Genomic DNA, 16,673 nt, shown 5'->3' on the forward strand with positions numbered 1-16,673 from the left:
AACCTTTTGAACCTGAGACACGGGATGCCTGTGAAGGTGCAACCCGCCAAGGGGAACTGAGGTTGATCGATGTCTGCTTCCAATAACTTCATCACCAAACCGGTTCTCAGCACGGTTTGCAGTCTTTCGATAAAGGTCGTCGTCGCTGGGTGAATAACCACAGCAATCAAAAAGCCACCCAGAGGGGTGGCTTGTGCATCTAAGTCGTAATGCTCCAGGTTCAGGTGATCACGGTGGGTTGATCCATGCCCGTGCGTTGTTTGATCTCCGCCAGGTCATTGATAGCGCTGATCATCTCGGCCAGGGCGACTTGGGGATCCTGGTTGAGGTCGCCGCTGCTGGGCACATAGCTCTCCAGGTAGACGCGAATCGTCGCTCCCTTTGTGCCAGTGCCGGAGAGGCGAACCACAACGCGGCTGCCGTCGTCCAACAGGATGCGCAGACCCTGGCCTGACGTCACGGAACCATCGACGGGGTCGGTGTAGCTGAAGTTGTCTGCGGTGCTGATCTTGCGTCCAGCAAAGGCTCTGCCCACCAGGCTCGGCAACATGGCCTCCAGGCGGTCGTAGAGCCCATGGGCAGCGTCGCTGGCGACGGCCTCGTAGTCGTGACGCGAGTAGTAGTGGCGTCCGAAGAGCTTCCAGTGCTCTTCCATGATCTCGGCAACGCTGCAGCGGCGCACTGCCAGGATCTGTAGCCAGAAAAGCACGGCCCAGAGCCCGTCTTTTTCGCGCACATGGTTGCTGCCGGTGCCGAAGCTTTCTTCCCCGCAGAGGGTGATCTTGCCGGCGTCCAGAAGGTTGCCGAAGAACTTCCAGCCTGTAGGGGTTTCGAAGCAGTCAATCCTCAGCTCCCTGGCCACCACATCAACCGCAGCGCTGGTGGGCATCGAACGGGCCACCCCTGCCAGGCCTTCGGCGTAGGCCGGAGCCACCGTGGCGTTTGCGGTGAGAACGGCGAGGCTGTCGCTGGGATTCACAAAGCAACGCTGGCCCAGGATCATGTTGCGATCGCCATCGCCGTCGCAGGCAGCGCCGAAGCGGTACTCATCTCCCTCGAGCAGCAGTTCAGCCAGGTCGTGGGCGTAGGTGAGGTTGGGGTCGGGGTGACCGTTGCCGAAGTCTTCCAGGGGTGTGCCGTTGCGCACGCTTCCCGCCGGTGCATCTAGCAGCCCCTCGAACAAGCGAGTGGCGTAGGGCCCGGTGACGGCATGCATGGCGTCGAAGGCCAGGGGGAAATCGCTCCGAATCAGCTCGCGGATCTGATCGAAGTTGAACAGCTGCTGCATCAAGGCAACGAAATCATCGACGCCATTGATCACCTCCACTTGCATCGCGCCGATGCTGTAGAGACCAGGAGCATCCAGTGGGATTTCTGGAGTCTCAACAATCGTGTACTGCTCCAGGGTTTTGGTGCACTCGAAGACCGCATCGGTGAAGGAGGCGGGGGTGGGGCCACCGTTGGCACCGTTGACCTTGACACCGAAGTCACCGTTCTCACCACCCGGGTTGTGACTGGCGGAAAGGATGATGCCGCCGATGGCCTGACGCTGCCGGATCAGGTTGGAGGCGGCAGGGGTGGAGAGGATGCCTCCGGTGGTGACGATCACCTTGCTCAGGCCGTGGGCGGCTCCCATCCGAAGGATCACATCGATGGCACGGCGGTTGCCGTAACGGCCGTCGCCCCCCAGTACCAAGGTGCCGCCCTGCACGCCCGGTAGCGTGCGAAGCGACGCCTCGATGAAGCTCTCCAGGTAATGGGGCTCCTCGAACTGGCGACTGCTCTTGCGTAGGCCGGAGGTCCCTGGCTTCTGATCAGTGAAAGGGGTGGCCAGTGGCACTTGGCGTTGGGTCGGTTCCGCAGGGGCCGAGGTGGTCATCACGACGGATGGGGGCTATATGCGGAACCTAAACATGGAAATCCATTTGCAAGGCGTCGGTCGCGACCAGTTGATGTCGCTACCCCCTTGGCCGCAACAACACAGAGGACTATGCAACGCAGAACGGCAAGCGAGCCCCTTGCTTGCCGGTTGCTTTTTGGGAGGCATTGACTGCCGTCAATTTGTGACTACTAAGCTTGGCTCAAGCCTGACGCGATTTGAGTTTCTCCTTTTTGGTCACCGGCTCTGCGCAGAAACTTGGGATACGCCGGGCCGTGTTTGTAATGGTGTCTTTGCGTCTGAAGTCGTTGTTGTTGGAGACCTTGGCTTCGTCCATCAACATCCACAACACGTCTTTGCAGCGTTCGGGCAACCTGGAGTGATCCATCAAAGGATCGGCGAGCTGCCGGACTCGCCTGCAGGCCTCAATTGAGTTGTCTCGGGAACATGCGTAGGCGGCCTGTTCGATGCCTCGCAGTTGCTCTTTGCTGGGCCAAGCCACATAGGGGTCAGCAGCCACAGACGGGGCAGTCATGGATAACACCGTGAAGATGCGAATCAGGACAGGGAAGTTCATAACGCTCATTATCTTTCGTTTGACCTGGTTTTTCAGTTACTCGTTACTCCGACCTTCACGGATTTTTTGACAACCGAGTTTTCATTGGATATTTGGTGCGGTCCCCAGTTCAGTGCTGTCCCTGAGCCGCTCCATGTCTAGATCAAGAACTTGGCTTATCGGAGTTCACCAATCTTCAGTGGGGCATCTCCGATGTCTTCAGCATCGCAACAAACCAGAGTCCACTCAACACGAGGGCGACTCCCACACCGGCTCCGATGCTTACCCGTGCCATCACTAAAGGCACCACTAATGGAAATACCATCGCCCCCGCGAGGGGGGTGATGGCTACGAACCAGCGCAAGGACGCTGGAGCCTTGGAATCGGAAGGGTTCAGAACCACTCGGCGCGAGCTTCGCTGGCGGGGTTGCTGTTGTCTTCCGGGGTCTCACGTTTGAAGTTGAGCGTGATGTTGCGCTTCTGTTCTCTATCCGAGGCGGTCGCCTCAATGGGGTACATCTGCTCGCCATCCCGGAAGGGCACCTGGATTCGGAATGTTCCGTCGGTGGAGAGAGGCACTTCTTCGCCGCCGATGGTTAGGCGAGCGGAGGGGTCGGTGGCGCCGTAGACGATCAGTTCGGCGTCAGCCACCAGCCAGAAGGAGCGTTGGCGAGGAGCCACACCACCAAGACCAGATTCATTGCGGCCGCTTGCCCAGAGACCAGCACCCGAGTCGTTCAAGCCGCTGCTGTCGCCCGAGACGTCAAAGCCTTCCTGGAATTCTTCAGAGCCAACCCGACGGCGGCTGAAGTGAACTGTGGCGGTTTGGTACAGCCGTTCATGCAAACCGCTGTTGCTCGACTCGATCGGCGTAACGGGAGCTGGAGCGGATTCGGCCGGGGCCGCATCGAGGCTGAAGGGCACAAACTGATCAAGGATCTGCTCACTGGGGTGCAGAGCGGGCACTCTGGCTACAGAGGAGAAGGCCAGGGACATCCAAGTTGCGCCGATGCGATAGCCCAGTTCTACCCGGTAATCCCGGTCGCAGAGCGGCACAGGCAGGTACCACTCGGTGCTGTGGCTATCGACGGGCACTTCCTGCAAAGTGTGCGGGTGGGCACTGCCGTCCTGCATGCCGGTCACGTCCGCCAGGCGCAGGCAAAGTCGGCTGGCGCCATCTTTTTGGGCCACCTTTCGATCTGCGTCCGAGATCTCCCAGAACACATAGGCCCACTGGGGATCACGGGGCAGGAACACCACGCGGGTGTCGCTGCTGCCCATGGCCGGAGCGTTGAGTTCCGCTTCGATGGCCTTCAGGTCTCCACCACGCTTCTGCTGACGTTGGGCAACCTCGTCGACCAGGGTCTCCTTGCTCTTGCGGCTGTAGAGCGGCACCCCTAAGTCGCTAGCGATCTGACGCAGTTGGCGAAGGGTGAGACGTGCCAGTGATGACAGGGTTGGGGACACGTCCAAAAACTCCATGTTTAGTTTGGGATCATTGTGATCCGAAAAATTCCTTTTCGAAGCGTGAAGGGGCCAAGGGTCAGTGGATGCTGACCACTGGATGAACGTCGATCCCGGGGATCACAGTCAGGTACACAAAAAAAGCGGAGCCGAAGCCCCGCTTTTGTGAACAAGATTGGTGCTGGGATCAGTAGCCGATGGTCCGGTAAGGCACCTTGGTCAAATAGTCCATATCGGCACTTGTGCTCGGGCCGACTCGGCGGGGATTGCCGATTTCGCTCACCCATGCCACGTAGTCCTGCGGAGACCCACCCTTCTTGATCTTCGCGCGATCCGGCAGTCGCTTGGCAGGCCCACCAATGAAAACGAGTTGGGGGAAGCCAAGAATGTTCCGGTAGTACTCGTCGTAGCGGGGGGTGGTGATGTTGAAGGGAGTGTCACCGAGCTCGCGGCCGGGAAGCACGCGGTTGCGTTGGTAAGGAACCGTGTCGTAGCCGAAGGCGTCGAGGTACTCGGCGCTGTCGAGCAAGACGTCGACAAGACCTTCCAAGCCCTTGGTCGCAATCACGATGGACCAGGAGAGCTCTTCTCCCTTGCCATTCACTTTGCGGCCCAGGATCCGCTCGCAAAGGTGGCGGACAACTTTGTAGTTGCTGTTGAAGCCGTAGAAGGTGCGCTTGAAAGTGTCCGAGAGCAGCAGGCCGCGAATGAAGTCGCGAACGGTGATCTGGCCATCCTTCAGCTGGGACTCAAGGTTGACGTCCCGATCCGTTTTGAAGGCGTGGAAGAAGATCTGCCGATAACCGGCTTCCACGACGGTGTCGAAGTTGTCCCGATCGTCTGCAATCTCCAGGGAATAAGCCCGTGATCCCTCCTCGGAGCCGACACGAAGGTTCGGAACACCTGACCTCAGAGAGTTCTGAGTGATTGGTGCGTACTCCAGAAGAGGAATGGCCACGCGAGCTACAGCATCCACTGACGGCGATCGTAGAAGTGCTGGGTCTTGCCCCCTTCAGCTGCTCTTGCAGCGATTACATGCCGTAATACTTGCTCTGAGTGTTTCTACTTACCAGCCGAAGGGGGCGAGAGCGGCTCTGTTCGAAGCAATCGCTGGGCTGGTCTGATCTACATCGTCCAGCTGCCGGGTCTCGATGCAGAAGGAGGCGTTGTTGGAGAGCCCTTGCACTGTGCTGGTGCGCAGTCGCACGTTCTCGCTGGCGAACCAGAAGCGCTCGAGCGAACTCATCATTTCGTAGTCCGTCGTGAGGATCAGGCCGTTTTCGTCGTCCATTCGGAACTGGCCCGCCACCGGTGCTTTTTCGGCGTAGCCGCGATCCCGAAGCAACAGGCCACGTCGCCCCGTTTCGTCTTCGGGGATCAGTCCGAACATGGTCTGGTCTTCATGGGATTCGCCAGCGCGATCCCAGGCCATCGATCCGCTCCAGCGCACCCAGCAGCCGCCAACGATCTTCTCGACGCTGGCGTTGTTGCGTTCGGCGATCTCTGCGAGCCGCTCGTCCCCCTTCAGCAGTTCCTCCACCACGATGAACGAGGCCCCGGCTTCGGCGCGGCGATGCAGCAGGTGGTGTTGGCTGCGCTGTGAGGTCCAGCGGCCACAGCTCAGGCGAAAGAAGCTGAGGGCGTCCGAGATCTCAAGCATCGCCGGCGTTGAGGAACTGGGTTGATGATGGCAGTCCGACCGCGTCAGCCACGACAGCCATGTCAGCCACTGCAGCGGGCTTCGGAGGCGCTGATCAGATCGTCGAGGGTCAGATCCAGGGGAGGCTTGCCCAGCTCAAGCGCAAGTTGATCCAGTTGCTTGGCGGCAGCATTGAACTGCAGCAGCAGGGTATCGAGGAAAGTCGGATCTTCAGCGACAACGGGTTGCTGCTGGCACCAAAGGCGTCGTTGGCTTTCGTCGGGGATCGCGCCAGTCCTCTCTGGAGGAGCCATGGTCTGAAAGCTGTCCAGGCAGTGGCTCAACACCCGCAGGTGATGGCGATCCAGCTGGGGCAGCAGGGTGGCGTCGATGCGTTCAATCGTGGCCCTGTCGATGGCCATCAGCCCTGCGCTAAAGGGGTGATGCGGAAGCCGCAGGCGTGGCCGCCCTCGAGTCGCCAATGAACGCGTTCCACCCGGCAATCCGGCACGGTGCGTCGGATCAGCAGCAATTCCTGGTCGCACACCGCGGGGAATTCTTCGGCAATGCGCTGCACAGAACAGTGGGCTTCCTCGAGCCTCCAGCTGATGCCGTCGTCATCCCGGCTGCAAACGGTGACGTAGCCCTCGTCGCGCCGCAACAGTGCCAGGTGTTCGAGTCGAGTCTCCAGGGAGGCTTCGCCGAGGCTTTGTCGGTACTGACTGGCCTTCGACTCCGCCTGCTGGTCCAGCAGCTGGCGCAGGGTCGCTTCGGGGAGATGGCTGCGCATCGAATCCAGCAGGTCGAGGGCGAAGCGGCCGCTGCCATCAGGGAACTGGGCCCGTCCCTCGTCGGTGAGGCACCAGCGGTTGCTGGGGCGCCCAGGACCGTTGGCATTGCTGCTGGCGCAGACCAGGCCGCTTTCGGCGAGGGAGCGCAGGTGACGTCGCATGGCCTGAACGGAAATGCCCACAGCGCAGGCCAGGGCGCCAGCGTCCTCCTCTCCGCGCTCCAGCAGCAGGGAGAGCACGGCGTCGCGGGTGCTGTCGGGGGCCGAGGCGCTCATGACGAGGCGAAACCTCCCCACACGATGCCATCGAATTGCCTCGTCATGTCGGCCGAGTTGAGGGTCACAATGGGGAGCCCGCTGACCGGAGACCTGTTGGCCTAGGCTTCCAGTAAGGAAACCGCGGGGTTTCGTAATTCGCCACTCCCTCCACTTCCATGTCCGACGCCCCTCAAGAGCCGACAGCAGAAAGCCTGGAGGTTATCCGCAAGTTCGCTGAAACCTACGCGCAGCGCACCGGAACCTATTTTTGTGCGGACCCCAGCGTCACCGCTGTTGTTCTGAAAGGTCTGGCGCGTCACAAGGACGATCTGGGAGGAGCTCTTTGCCCCTGCCGCCACTACGAAGACAAGGAGGCCGAGGTTTCTCAAGCTTTCTGGAACTGCCCCTGTGTACCTATGCGCGAGCGCAAGGAATGCCACTGCATGCTCTTCCTCACCGAGGACAACCCTTTCGCTTGCCCTGAGAAGACGCAGACCATCACCACAGAAACGATCAACGCCACCGCCGGCTGAGCCGAATGACCAGCACCTCCACACGGGATCTCGTCAGCCAGCCGTACAAGTACGGCTTCGTCACCGAGATCGAGACCGACAAGATTGCCAAAGGTCTCAGTGAAGAGGTCGTTCGCCTGATCTCGGCCAAGAAGGAAGAGCCGGAATTTCTGCTGCAGTTCCGGCTCAAGGCTTTTCGCCACTGGCTCACTCTCGAGGAGCCCGATTGGGCTGCCCTTGGTTATTCCGAGATCGATTATCAAGACATCGTTTATTACGCAGCTCCAAAGCAGCAGGAGAAGAAGGCCAGCCTCGATGATGTGGATCCCAAGCTGCTGGAAACCTTCGACAAGCTCGGCATTCCGCTGAGCGAGCAGAAGCGTCTCAGTAACGTTGCGGTGGATGCTGTTTTCGACAGCGTTTCGATTGCCACCACCTACAAGGAGAAGTTGGCGGAACACGGGGTGGTGTTCTGCTCCTTCAGTGAGGCGGTCAAGGAGCACCCCGAGCTGATCGAGCGCTACCTCGGAACGGTTGTCTCCAGCAACGACAACTACTTCGCCACTCTGAATTCAGCGGTGTTCAGCGACGGATCCTTCGTCTTCATCCCTAAGGGCGTGGAGTGCCCGATGGAGCTGTCCACTTATTTCCGGATCAATTCTGGTGACACTGGACAGTTCGAGCGCACCTTGATCGTGGCCGAAGAAGGTGCCTCGGTGAGTTACCTCGAGGGCTGCACGGCACCGATGTTCGACACCAACCAGCTGCATGCGGCGGTGGTGGAACTGGTGGCCCTCGACGACGCTTCCATCAAATACTCCACGGTTCAGAACTGGTACGCCGGTGATGAAAACGGCGTCGGAGGGATTTACAACTTCGTGACCAAGCGAGGCCAGTGCCGCGGTGATCGCAGCCGCATCAGCTGGACCCAGGTGGAGACCGGTTCAGCCATCACCTGGAAATACCCCAGTTGCGTGTTGCAGGGTGCTGATTCGGTGGGTGAGTTCTATTCCGTGGCCCTCACTAACAACTGCCAGCAGGCCGACACCGGCACCAAGATGGTCCACGTCGGACCGCGCACCCGCTCCACAATTGTGAGCAAGGGCATCAGTGCCGGCCGCTCCAGCAACAGCTATCGCGGTCTCGTGCAAATGGGGCCCAATGCCAAGGGCGCTCGCAACTACAGCCAATGCGATTCGATGCTGATCGGTGATCAAGCCGCTGCGAACACATACCCCTACATCCGTTCGCAGCAGCCGCAGGCGGCCATCGAGCATGAGGCCAGCACCTGCCGCATCTCCGAAGACCAGCTCTTTTATTTGCAGAGCCGTGGCGTCGGGTTTGAAGAGGCCGTCTCGATGATGGTCAGCGGCTTCTGTCGCGATGTCTTCAACCAGCTGCCGATGGAGTTTGCTGCTGAGGCTGACAAATTGCTGGCCCTCAAGCTCGAGGGTTCCGTGGGCTGATCCCCTCCCCCGCTTTGTCTCTGTTTTTTCAACGACGCCTTCCGTGATTAGCCCTGAAGCTGAGCTGCTGCTCGACATCCAAGACCTGCATGCCTCCGTCGAGGACAAGCCCATCCTCAAGGGTGTGAACCTTCAGGTGAGGGCTGGTGAGGTTCATGCTGTGATGGGCCGTAATGGCAGTGGCAAGAGCACGCTCTCCAAGGTGCTGGCAGGACATCCTGCCTATCGGGTCACGGGCGGCACCGTCCGCTATCGCGGCCAGGATCTTTTTGAGCTGGAGCCTGAGGAGCGGGCCCGTCTTGGGGTTTTCCTCGGATTTCAGTACCCCGTTGAAATTCCTGGCGTTAGCAACTTGGAATTTTTGCGGGTGTCCACCAATGCCCGGCGGGAAAAGCAGGGCGAAGAGGAGCTCGACACCTTTGCTTTCGAGGACCACGTGCAAGACAAGCTCAAGGTGGTGCAGATGGACCCTGCCTTCCTTGAGCGCAGTGTGAATGAAGGTTTTTCCGGGGGAGAGAAAAAGCGCAACGAGATTCTGCAGATGGCGTTGCTGGAGCCTGTGGTGGCGATCCTGGATGAAACCGATTCCGGCTTGGATATCGATGCGCTGCGCATCGTGGCCGGAGGTGTGAATCAGCTGGCGACGGAAGACAACGCCACGCTGCTGATCACCCACTACCAGCGTCTGCTCGATGAGATCACCCCGGACTATGTGCATGTGATGGCGGCAGGCCGAATCCTGCGCACCGGAGGCCGGGAACTGGCCCTTGAGCTGGAGCAGACCGGATACGACTGGGTGGATCAGGAGTTGGCCGCTCAAGGAGCTGCTTGATCATGGGGAGCAGTGTGCTGGCGCCAGTGCAGGAGCGCGGTCGAGCAGCCCTGGAACAGCTTGGTTTGCCCAACCGCCGCCAGGAGGCCTGGCGTCTGACCGACCTCAAACGGCTGGCGGCCGTATCGACATTGCCGGCCAGTTCCTCGCCGCTGTCCACATCCCTGCCGGCCCGCCTGGAAGGAGTGACCCGACTGGTGATTAATGGGTTTGATGATCCCTTGCCTGGGCAGGTTCTTCCTGACGGAATCACGGCGTTGAATGCCGAAGAGCTTGAGCAGGCCCTCGGCCACACCCTGGACCGCTGCGGTTGTGCCCAGGTCTGGCCTGTGGAGTTCAATCACGCCAAAGCACAGCAAATCCTGGCCCTCAGGGTGCGTGGAAGAGTCGGACCGTTGGAGCTAGTCCTGGCGGCGGGTGCCGGGTTGAACGCCACGCGGGTTTTGCTGCTTTTGGAGGAAAAGGCAGAGCTGGAGCTGATGCAGGTGTTGCTGGCGGAGGGGGCGTCGGCTCACAGTCACGTGTTGGAAGTGCATCTGGGGCAGGAGGCCCAACTGCGCCATGGCGTGCTGGCAACGGCGGATGGCGACTCATCGCTGATGGCCCATTTGGCCGTCGAGCAGGAGCCCCGCAGCTCCTATTCCCTCACTTCGGTGGTTCAGGGCTGGAACCTGGGACGGGTTGAGCCTCGTGTGGTGCAAGTGGATGGCCAGGCACAGACCGTGCTCAAAGGTCTAGCCGTGACTGGCGCCGAGCAGCAGCTGGCCACCCACACTGCGGTGCGCTTCGACGGGCCTGAGGGGGAGTTGGATCAGTTGCAGAAATGCCTGGCCGGCGGCCGCTCCCACGCGATTTTTAACGGCGCCATTAATGTTCCCTGCGGTGCCCAGCGCACCAACGCGGCGCAGTTAAGCCGCAATCTGCTGCTTTCTGATCGGGCCCGGGTGGACACCAAGCCCGAACTGGAGATCGTGGCGGACGATGTGCGCTGCGCCCACGGCGCCACTGTGTCGCAGCTTCAGGACGATGAGCTGTTCTATCTCCAGAGCCGGGGCATCGCTGCGGCGGAGGCAACGGCGTTGTTGCTGCGAGGGGCCTGCCAGGAGGTGATCGCCAAACTTCCTGCTGCGGCGCAGGTTTGGCGCCCTCTGGAGCGTGTGATGGAGAGCTTCGCCTCATGACTATCGCAGTCGAAGCACGATCTAGTGCTGATTTTATGGATTTATCGTCTCGATATCGTGCCGATTTTCCGATTCTTGAGCAGCGTGCCCCCGATTGTCGGCCGCTGATTTATCTCGATCACGCTGCCACCAGCCAGAAGCCCCGTCAGGTGCTTGAGGCGCTGCAGCGGTACTACAGCTGCGACAACGCCAACGTGCATCGCGGTGCTCACCAGCTGAGTGCCCGCGCCACCGATGCCTTCGAAGCGGCCCGCAGCACGACTGCGGCATTCGTGGGTGCCGCGAGTGCCCGCGAGATTGTCTTCACCCGCAATGCCAGTGAAGCGATCAATCTGGTGGCGCGCACCTGGGGTGACGCCAACCTCAAGCAAGGGGATGAAATTCTCCTCACGGTGATGGAGCACCACAGCAACCTGGTGCCCTGGCAACTGCTGGCTCAGCGCACCGGCTGCGTGTTGCGCCACGTTGGCATCACGGAATCCGGTGAGCTGGATCTCGAGGATTTCCGGGCTCAGCTCAACGAGCGCACTCGACTGGTGAGCCTGGTGCACATCAGCAATTCCCTGGGTTGCTGCAACCCCCTTGATCAGGTGATCCCTGCAGCCCATGCCGTCGGCGCCTGTGTGCTCGTGGATGCCTGCCAGAGCCTGGCCCACAAGCCGATTGATGTGGCTGTTCTCGATGCTGATTTTCTGGTGGGTTCCTCCCACAAGCTTTGCGGCCCCACCGGTATGGGTTTCCTTTGGGCGCGGGAGTCGCTCCTGGATGCAATGCCTCCTTTCCTGGGCGGCGGGGAGATGATCCAAGACGTTTACCTCGACCACAGCACCTGGGCGGTGTTGCCCCACAAGTTCGAAGCGGGTACCCCTGCCATTGGTGAAGCGGTGGGCATGGGGGCCGCGATTCGTTATTTGCAGTCGGTTGGTTTGGAGGCGATTCAGGCCTGGGAGGCGCAGCTCACCCGGCATTTGTTCAACCGGCTGGAGGCCATTGATGGTGTGCGGATCTTGGGCCCCACGCCGGATCAGCAGCCCGAGCGCGGCGCCCTGGCCACATTTCTGGTGGATGGGGTGCATGCCAACGACATTGCCGCTCTGATCGATGCCTCCGGGATCTGCATCCGCAGTGGTCACCATTGCTGTCAGCCCTTGCACCGTCTCTATGACGTGACGGCTTCAGCGCGGGCCAGCTTGAGCTTCACCAGCACCTTTGAAGAAATCGATCGCTTCAGCGAGGAGCTCGCCTCTACCGTCACCTTCCTTCGTGAACACAGCTGAGCTGGCTCAGGCCGCCAGCTGATCGTTGCTTGCTGATGATTCGCGTTGGCGCAGGGGGACAACCTTGTTGGTCTCGATGGCGTACTTCACCCAGCGGTAAGAGCGTGCGCCGGGACGGGGAGCCGCGTTGATCGGTTCAGGGCTGGCATAGCTGTTGCCGCGATAGCGCAGGATCCGCATCAGTTTTTTCGAAATAACGGCCACCATTTCAGGTTTGCCGCTGTTCCATGGGTTCCGTAAGGCACAGGTTGAACATTCCTGCTGGATGCTCGATCAACCCATCACATCTGCTGAACAGGGTTGTGTGGGTTATAACCATGTGGCATATCAGCCCTCGTTTTTGTCGGCCGGGGTTTGTCGTTCCATGCGTTTCATCGCTTTGACGATGAGGAACAGAATCCAGGCCACCAATAATGCTTCAATCACCGTGTCAATCAAGTTGCCAGCTTCAATGGCGCCGCCGAAGTAGGCAATTTTGAGTTCCTTGAAGCTTCCGCTCGATACCAATGGGTTGAGGAGTGGCATCAGGAGGTCTTTGGTGATGGAGTCAACGATTCTTGTGAATTGTTGCCCCACGATGAATGCAATGGCGACGCTCAGAGCGTCGCCATTGGTGAAAAAGAACTCAATAAATTCTCTGCTCTACTGCTGAAATATGGTCTGAATATGAAAGCCTTTTGATCTTGTTGGGAGTTTGAGTTCTGTTGTTTATTTGTCTCGACCTGTCGTGATTTGAGCATTCTTTTTGGTGTTTAAATCGGTTGTTCCGCCAGGCCCAATTCACGTTTGAAAAAGGCTTCGGTCTCCTCAAGCACGTCGATCTGGGTGGCCTGGTTGCGGAACCCGTGGCCTTCGTCCTTGAACAGCCGCACTTCCACAGGGATGCCGTTGCTTCGAAGGGCCTCGGCCATGCGTTCGGTTTGTTCCGGAGGCACCACTTTGTCCTGCAAACCCTGGAAGAACAGCACAGGACAGCGGATTTGATTGGCATGCAGCAGTGGCGACCTTTGCTCATACAAGGAACGCGTCGCGGGCCATTCCCCCACCAGGCCATCCACATAGCGCGCTTCAAATCGGTGTGTGTCTTCAGCCATGGCGGTGAGATCACAGACCGCATAGCGGCAGGCTCCGGCCCGAAACACTTTGGTGAAGCAGAGGGCCGCCAGGGTGGTGAAGCCGCCGGCACTGCCGCCTTCGATGGCGATCTTGTCGGGATTGGCTCGACCGGCCTCGATCAGGGCCTGAGCTGCGGCGGCGCAGTCGGCCACATCCACCACGCCCCAGCACCCGTTGAGGCGCTCCCGATAGTCCCGACCGAATCCCGTTGAGCCGCCGTAATTCACGTCCACGACGCCCCAGCCCCGGGAGGTCCAGTACTGAATTGCCAGGCTGAGGCCGCGGCGGGCCATGGCCGTTGGTCCGCTGTGGCTTTTCACCAGCAGTGGGGCTGCCCCTGGTGGGTTGCCGCTGGGGGGGTAGTACCAGGCATGGGTGCGTTCCCCTTGATGTCCGTTGAACCACAGCGGTTCAGCCACGCTGATCGCCTCAACCGGCAAGGGTGCCTTGATGGCGGGGCTGTGGCTCCAGAGCGGGGTGGCCGGTCGCAGGTCGAGTTCCAGCAGGCCGGCCACGCTGGCGCTGTTGCTGGCCACTGCCACGGCGCGACCGTGGCAGGCGCTCAATCCCGCGAGGTCATCAAACGGTTGCGACAACGGCTGCACCGTTCCATCCAGATCGAGCCGTTGCAACGACCAGGCCCCGCGGCTGCATACGGCAGCGATCAGCCGTTCGCCATCCCAGGCCGTGGTGCTCATCCCATAGATCCACTGGGGCATGGCCGTTTCGGCAGCCATCGGCCAGGGCCTCTCCCAAGCGTCGTCGGCGCTGGGCTGGAGCATCAGGTTCCACCAACCCGTGCTGTCCTCCGCCACAAGCAACTGTCCGTCGGGCAGCCATTGGGGTTGAAACACCGAGACGCCGTCGCCTCCGGCCAGCTGACGGGACCTGAGCAGCCCGCCCGTGTCGCTGAACTCCGCGCACCAGAGACTGCTGCTGTCCCAGGGCATGGCGGGTTGCTGCCACTCCACCCAGGCGAAGCGCTGGCCATCGGGGCTCAAGCAGCCATAGCCGGCAAAGTCCGTCGGTTGGTGCAGCAGCAGCGGCGTCTGATCCTTTGCGTTCAGCTCCAGCGTCACCAGCTCGTCACGGCCGTTGATTTCACGGATTCCGATCCAGCGCTGCCTCGGCAGATCGAGGACGCCATCCGCAAGCTCCCAGTCGCCCTCCCGGCTGAGCCGTTGGGCGGCTGCCTGGGGTGTGGGTTGAATTGTGCTGGTCTGCGGCAGGTGCCAGTCCTGACGCCAGAGACAGCCCTGCTCAATCCAGGTCAGGATCAATTTGTCCTGCTCCACAGCGGTGGCGAGCACGCCGCCGCCGTAGTCATGCACGCGACTGCGCAGATTGCAGGGGGCCGGCGTCAGCTCCTGGGGCGTTGCCTCGGAATCGCCGAAACGGCGGATCAAGGCTGTGGTGCGACCGCGCTCCTGAGGGCGCTGTTCCAGCCAGATCAGCCACAGCGTTGCATCGGGGCCACTGACCAGGGACGGCTCCTTGAGTCCCGGCAAACTGCCAACGGCATGTTTCGCGGATAACGGAACGGCTCCCATAACGGCTTATTCAGGCCAATTACCATGCTGAATCAACGCGGCATTGGTCTTGGCAGGAAGCTTTGCAGAGTTGGCCCGTCAGGCCGATAAGTCACGGGACACGATGCTGCTGCCCAAGACGGCCCTCGAAACCCCTCCACTGGAGATTCACACCCTGGGCGATGAGGTGTTGCGTCAATCCGCGCGCCGCATCGGCAAGGTGAATGAGCAGGTGCGGGAGCTGGCTCGCGACATGCTGCGCAGCATGTACACCGCTAAGGGCATCGGCCTGGCGGCTCCTCAGGTGGGGATCCACCAGCAGCTGCTGGTGATTGATCTCGATCTTGAAAATGCAGCCACGCCGCCCCTGGTGCTGATCAATCCGGAAATCACGGCAGCGAGCGCCGGGCTCGACACCTACGAAGAGGGCTGTCTCAGCATCCCTGGGGTTTACCTCGATGTCGTCCGCCCCACTGCGATTGAACTGAGCTTCCGCGATGAGATGGGTCGGCCCCGGAAGATGAAGGCCGATGGCCTGATGGCCCGCTGCATTCAGCACGAGATGGACCATCTCAATGGCGTGTTGTTTGTTGATCGCGTCACCGATGAAGACGGTCTGCAAAAGGAGCTCAAGGAGAAAGGTTTTGAGCGCCAAGATGTGCGGAGCGTCGCCTGAGTTATGCCGATGAAACCCCTGGCCGGCGTTTTCCTGGCCCTCGCCTGTGTTCTGGGTATCGCCAGCACCGGCTGTGTGTTTGAACTGGCCTACGGCGATCCCGATCTCGGGGTCAAAACCACCAGTTGGATCCTGGCCCTTGCGGCCCCTGGAACCGTGGGGACTCTTCTGTTCGCCATTCGCCTGAACAAACCGGCCTGATCGGGGGCGACCGATCCAGGCATCACTTTTACGATCCGCTCAGTTCCTCAATGGACTTGATGGCACGCTTTCGAATCGTGGCCGCTGCCGGCCTCGCTCTCGCAGCGACCTCTGCACCGGTGGCCCAAGCCCAGGGTTCGCTGTTCACGGCGGTGCCCGTGGAGTTAGGCAATTTCGTTTTGGTGTCGGCCCCGATCGGTCAGGGCGAGCGTTCGCAGCTAAACATCTACGAGCAGCGCACCACGAAACGTCCCTGTTTCGCTGTGGCCGCAGGATCACCGGCCATGGTGGATCCCTTGTTGTCCAAGTTTGATTTCACAGGGGTCTGCAACCGCTACATCGATGGCAACGGTTATTCCCTGCGCATCGGTGGTGATGACCTCGGCACCCGATACCGGCTCAGCGTGGTGAACACCGGTAGAGATATCGAGTTGCTGGCCACTCCGACCAAGAATCCCTCCCAGCCGATCATGCTTGTGGCTCGGTCCGGCGGCGCCGCAAGCGGCTTTGTTCAGCTCAAGCTTGAGCCCGGCTGGACCTTGAAGCGACGGGCCTATGGCAATAAGAGCCTGGGCCATCTCTACGTTTATCGGGACAGCGCACCAGTGGCTGGTTCCAGCCCAAACAAGCTGCCTGCTGAGACTGAACAGATCGAGAGTTCTACTGCTCCGTCCTACTGAGCTTGTGCAGAACCGGTGTAAACACCTGTTGTTCTTCTTTGTCAGTGATTTCACACTGAAGGAAGATCCTAGGAGGCTGTGATGAAAACAACGGTTGTGCAATGGTTCCATTGGTTCGGTGAAGCGATGACCCACGCGCTGGGGTCGTTCGACGACCGCCATCTCCAGCCCCCACCGATCGGCACCCAGCCTTACCGGGACACGCCTGATAAGCGAGCTCGCGATTACTGAGATCCAGGCTGCTTGAGCAGATCTGTGCAGCGGAAGCAACTCGCTTCCGCCACGGCATTTCGATCGATGCTGGTCCGATCGTTGAGGTCGGCAATGGTGCGCGCCACGCGCAACAGTTGAAGGCTGCTGCGTGTGCTCATGCCGCGCTGGTTGATTTGCTGTTGCCAGAGGTCGAGTGCCGTTGCTTCGATGACTCCGCTCTGCCGCAATGCTGCAGCAGACATCCTCCCGTTGCTCGCTCCACCGGGATTGCGCCTCTGCATTCGCTTGCGGGCCCGTTCAATCCGTGTGGGGTTGCACCAGGAGGCTGAGGCTTGTGTTGGGTTGGGCTGCTTCAGCACCGCTGCCATCTCCTTGGCGTAGCGCCGTTCCAGTCCCAGTTGGAG

General features: G+C 60.4%; 21 protein-coding genes. 9 read left to right on the forward strand and 12 right to left on the reverse strand.

Features of this window, described 5'->3' with window-relative positions:
- Positions 1–220: 220 nt before the first annotated feature.
- From FZX09_RS10790 to FZX09_RS10825, 8 genes are all read right to left on the reverse strand, one after another.
- Positions 221–1,879, reverse strand: coding sequence for an alpha-D-glucose phosphate-specific phosphoglucomutase (locus tag FZX09_RS10790; protein WP_226402729.1), 1,659 nt, complete (start codon positions 1,877–1,879; stop codon positions 221–223).
- Between the two features lie 202 nt (positions 1,880–2,081).
- Positions 2,082–2,414 (reverse strand): hypothetical protein, encoded by a 333-nt coding sequence (locus tag FZX09_RS10795; protein ID WP_226402731.1) that lies wholly within the window; start codon positions 2,412–2,414, stop codon positions 2,082–2,084.
- A gap of 217 nt (positions 2,415–2,631) precedes the next feature.
- Positions 2,632–2,838, reverse strand: a complete 207-nt coding sequence (locus tag FZX09_RS12090) for a hypothetical protein (protein ID WP_226402733.1) — start codon at positions 2,836–2,838, stop codon at positions 2,632–2,634.
- Positions 2,829–3,902, reverse strand: coding sequence for a DUF4912 domain-containing protein (locus FZX09_RS10805; protein WP_226402840.1), 1,074 nt, complete (start codon positions 3,900–3,902; stop codon positions 2,829–2,831). The genes FZX09_RS12090 and FZX09_RS10805 overlap by 10 nt, the downstream gene beginning before the upstream one ends.
- Positions 3,903–4,086: 184 nt before the next feature.
- Entirely contained in the window at positions 4,087–4,875 is a 789-nt protein-coding gene (locus FZX09_RS10810; protein WP_226402735.1) for a phycobilisome rod-core linker polypeptide, read from the reverse strand.
- 90 nt (positions 4,876–4,965) lie between these two features.
- Complete coding sequence (locus FZX09_RS10815; protein WP_226402737.1) at positions 4,966–5,559, reverse strand: phycobiliprotein lyase; 594 nt, start codon at positions 5,557–5,559, stop codon at positions 4,966–4,968.
- 62 nt (positions 5,560–5,621) lie between these two features.
- Positions 5,622–5,960, reverse strand: a complete 339-nt coding sequence (locus tag FZX09_RS10820) for a hypothetical protein (protein ID WP_226402739.1) — start codon at positions 5,958–5,960, stop codon at positions 5,622–5,624.
- On the reverse strand, positions 5,960–6,604 hold the full coding sequence (locus FZX09_RS10825; protein WP_226402741.1) for an ArsR family transcriptional regulator: 645 nt from the start codon (positions 6,602–6,604) through the stop codon (positions 5,960–5,962). Before FZX09_RS10825 ends, FZX09_RS10820 begins: the two co-directional genes overlap by 1 nt.
- A 158-nt stretch (positions 6,605–6,762) precedes the next feature.
- Here FZX09_RS10825 and FZX09_RS10830 point away from each other — a divergent pair, with 158 nt between their 5' ends.
- Genes FZX09_RS10830 through FZX09_RS10850 form a run of 5 tightly spaced genes read left to right on the forward strand, consistent with a single transcriptional unit; the run spans position 6,763 to position 11,854 of the window.
- Positions 6,763–7,119 (forward strand): ferredoxin-thioredoxin reductase catalytic domain-containing protein, encoded by a 357-nt coding sequence (locus FZX09_RS10830; protein ID WP_038553034.1) that lies wholly within the window; start codon positions 6,763–6,765, stop codon positions 7,117–7,119.
- Positions 7,120–7,124: 5 nt separating this feature from the next.
- Positions 7,125–8,564, forward strand: coding sequence for a Fe-S cluster assembly protein SufB (gene sufB / locus FZX09_RS10835; RefSeq protein WP_226402743.1), 1,440 nt, complete (start codon positions 7,125–7,127; stop codon positions 8,562–8,564).
- A gap of 43 nt (positions 8,565–8,607) precedes the next feature.
- Positions 8,608–9,396, forward strand: a complete 789-nt coding sequence (gene sufC / locus FZX09_RS10840) for a Fe-S cluster assembly ATPase SufC (RefSeq protein WP_226402745.1) — start codon at positions 8,608–8,610, stop codon at positions 9,394–9,396.
- Positions 9,397–9,398: 2 nt separating this feature from the next.
- On the forward strand, positions 9,399–10,577 hold the full coding sequence (sufD, locus tag FZX09_RS10845; RefSeq protein WP_226402747.1) for a Fe-S cluster assembly protein SufD: 1,179 nt from the start codon (positions 9,399–9,401) through the stop codon (positions 10,575–10,577).
- Positions 10,574–11,854, forward strand: a complete 1,281-nt coding sequence (locus FZX09_RS10850) for a SufS family cysteine desulfurase (RefSeq protein ID WP_226402749.1) — start codon at positions 10,574–10,576, stop codon at positions 11,852–11,854. Before sufD ends, FZX09_RS10850 begins: the two co-directional genes overlap by 4 nt.
- Before the next feature lie 6 nt (positions 11,855–11,860).
- Here FZX09_RS10850 and FZX09_RS10855 read toward each other — a convergent pair whose 3' ends face one another.
- The 3 genes from FZX09_RS10855 to FZX09_RS10865 form a co-directional block, all read right to left on the reverse strand.
- Positions 11,861–12,034, reverse strand: coding sequence for a hypothetical protein (locus FZX09_RS10855; protein ID WP_226402751.1), 174 nt, complete (start codon positions 12,032–12,034; stop codon positions 11,861–11,863).
- 147 nt (positions 12,035–12,181) lie between these two features.
- Entirely contained in the window at positions 12,182–12,484 is a 303-nt protein-coding gene (locus tag FZX09_RS10860) for an MscL family protein (protein ID WP_226402842.1), read from the reverse strand.
- A gap of 122 nt (positions 12,485–12,606) precedes the next feature.
- The gene (locus FZX09_RS10865) at positions 12,607–14,520 is read right to left on the reverse strand and encodes a prolyl oligopeptidase family serine peptidase (RefSeq protein WP_226402753.1); all 1,914 of its coding nucleotides are present in this window, start codon (positions 14,518–14,520) and stop codon (positions 12,607–12,609) included.
- A gap of 49 nt (positions 14,521–14,569) precedes the next feature.
- Here FZX09_RS10865 and def point away from each other — a divergent pair, with 49 nt between their 5' ends.
- The 4 genes from def to FZX09_RS10885 all read left to right on the forward strand — a co-directional run bounded on the left by def (position 14,570) and on the right by FZX09_RS10885 (position 16,287).
- The gene (gene def / locus FZX09_RS10870) at positions 14,570–15,175 is read left to right on the forward strand and encodes a peptide deformylase (protein WP_226402755.1); all 606 of its coding nucleotides are present in this window, start codon (positions 14,570–14,572) and stop codon (positions 15,173–15,175) included.
- 3 nt (positions 15,176–15,178) lie between these two features.
- Positions 15,179–15,376, forward strand: coding sequence for a hypothetical protein (locus FZX09_RS10875; protein WP_006850702.1), 198 nt, complete (start codon positions 15,179–15,181; stop codon positions 15,374–15,376).
- Positions 15,377–15,426: 50 nt separating this feature from the next.
- Positions 15,427–16,056 (forward strand): DUF3747 domain-containing protein, encoded by a 630-nt coding sequence (locus tag FZX09_RS10880; RefSeq protein WP_226402757.1) that lies wholly within the window; start codon positions 15,427–15,429, stop codon positions 16,054–16,056.
- A gap of 81 nt (positions 16,057–16,137) precedes the next feature.
- Positions 16,138–16,287, forward strand: coding sequence for a hypothetical protein (locus FZX09_RS10885; RefSeq protein ID WP_226402759.1), 150 nt, complete (start codon positions 16,138–16,140; stop codon positions 16,285–16,287).
- Here the strand turns inward: FZX09_RS10885 and FZX09_RS12095 are convergent.
- A complete protein-coding gene (locus FZX09_RS12095) occupies positions 16,281–16,637 on the reverse strand; it encodes a hypothetical protein (protein ID WP_370624241.1) in 357 nt (118 codons plus the stop codon). The genes FZX09_RS10885 and FZX09_RS12095 overlap by 7 nt on opposite strands.
- Between the last annotated feature and the right edge of the window lie 36 nt (positions 16,638–16,673).

This window comes from Synechococcus sp. MU1643, from assembly GCF_020514095.1.
In the GTDB taxonomy this organism is placed as follows: Bacteria; Cyanobacteriota; Cyanobacteriia; order PCC-6307; family Cyanobiaceae; genus Parasynechococcus.

Excerpts from the sequence above, each read along its gene's own strand:
- FZX09_RS10790 (WP_226402729.1), bottom strand. The coding sequence starts at position 1,879 with ATGACCACCTCGGCCCCTGCGGAACCGACCCAACGCCAAGTGCCACTG.
- FZX09_RS10795 (WP_226402731.1), bottom strand. The coding sequence starts at position 2,414 with ATGACTGCCCCGTCTGTGGCTGCTGACCCCTATGTGGCTTGGCCCAGC.
- FZX09_RS10815 (WP_226402737.1), bottom strand. The coding sequence starts at position 5,559 with ATGCTTGAGATCTCGGACGCCCTCAGCTTCTTTCGCCTGAGCTGTGGC.
- FZX09_RS10820 (WP_226402739.1), bottom strand. The coding sequence starts at position 5,960 with ATGGCCATCGACAGGGCCACGATTGAACGCATCGACGCCACCCTGCTG.
- FZX09_RS10825 (WP_226402741.1), bottom strand. The coding sequence starts at position 6,604 with ATGAGCGCCTCGGCCCCCGACAGCACCCGCGACGCCGTGCTCTCCCTG.
- FZX09_RS10830 (WP_038553034.1), top strand. The coding sequence starts at position 6,763 with ATGTCCGACGCCCCTCAAGAGCCGACAGCAGAAAGCCTGGAGGTTATC.
- sufB (WP_226402743.1), top strand. The coding sequence starts at position 7,125 with ATGACCAGCACCTCCACACGGGATCTCGTCAGCCAGCCGTACAAGTAC.
- sufD (WP_226402747.1), top strand. The coding sequence starts at position 9,399 with ATGGGGAGCAGTGTGCTGGCGCCAGTGCAGGAGCGCGGTCGAGCAGCC.
- FZX09_RS10850 (WP_226402749.1), top strand. The coding sequence starts at position 10,574 with ATGACTATCGCAGTCGAAGCACGATCTAGTGCTGATTTTATGGATTTA.
- FZX09_RS10855 (WP_226402751.1), bottom strand. The coding sequence starts at position 12,034 with ATGCGGATCCTGCGCTATCGCGGCAACAGCTATGCCAGCCCTGAACCG.
- FZX09_RS10865 (WP_226402753.1), bottom strand. The coding sequence starts at position 14,520 with ATGGGAGCCGTTCCGTTATCCGCGAAACATGCCGTTGGCAGTTTGCCG.
- FZX09_RS10875 (WP_006850702.1), top strand. The coding sequence starts at position 15,179 with ATGCCGATGAAACCCCTGGCCGGCGTTTTCCTGGCCCTCGCCTGTGTT.
- FZX09_RS10880 (WP_226402757.1), top strand. The coding sequence starts at position 15,427 with ATGGACTTGATGGCACGCTTTCGAATCGTGGCCGCTGCCGGCCTCGCT.
- FZX09_RS10885 (WP_226402759.1), top strand. The coding sequence starts at position 16,138 with ATGAAAACAACGGTTGTGCAATGGTTCCATTGGTTCGGTGAAGCGATG.
- FZX09_RS12095 (WP_370624241.1), bottom strand. The coding sequence starts at position 16,637 with ATGGCAGCGGTGCTGAAGCAGCCCAACCCAACACAAGCCTCAGCCTCC.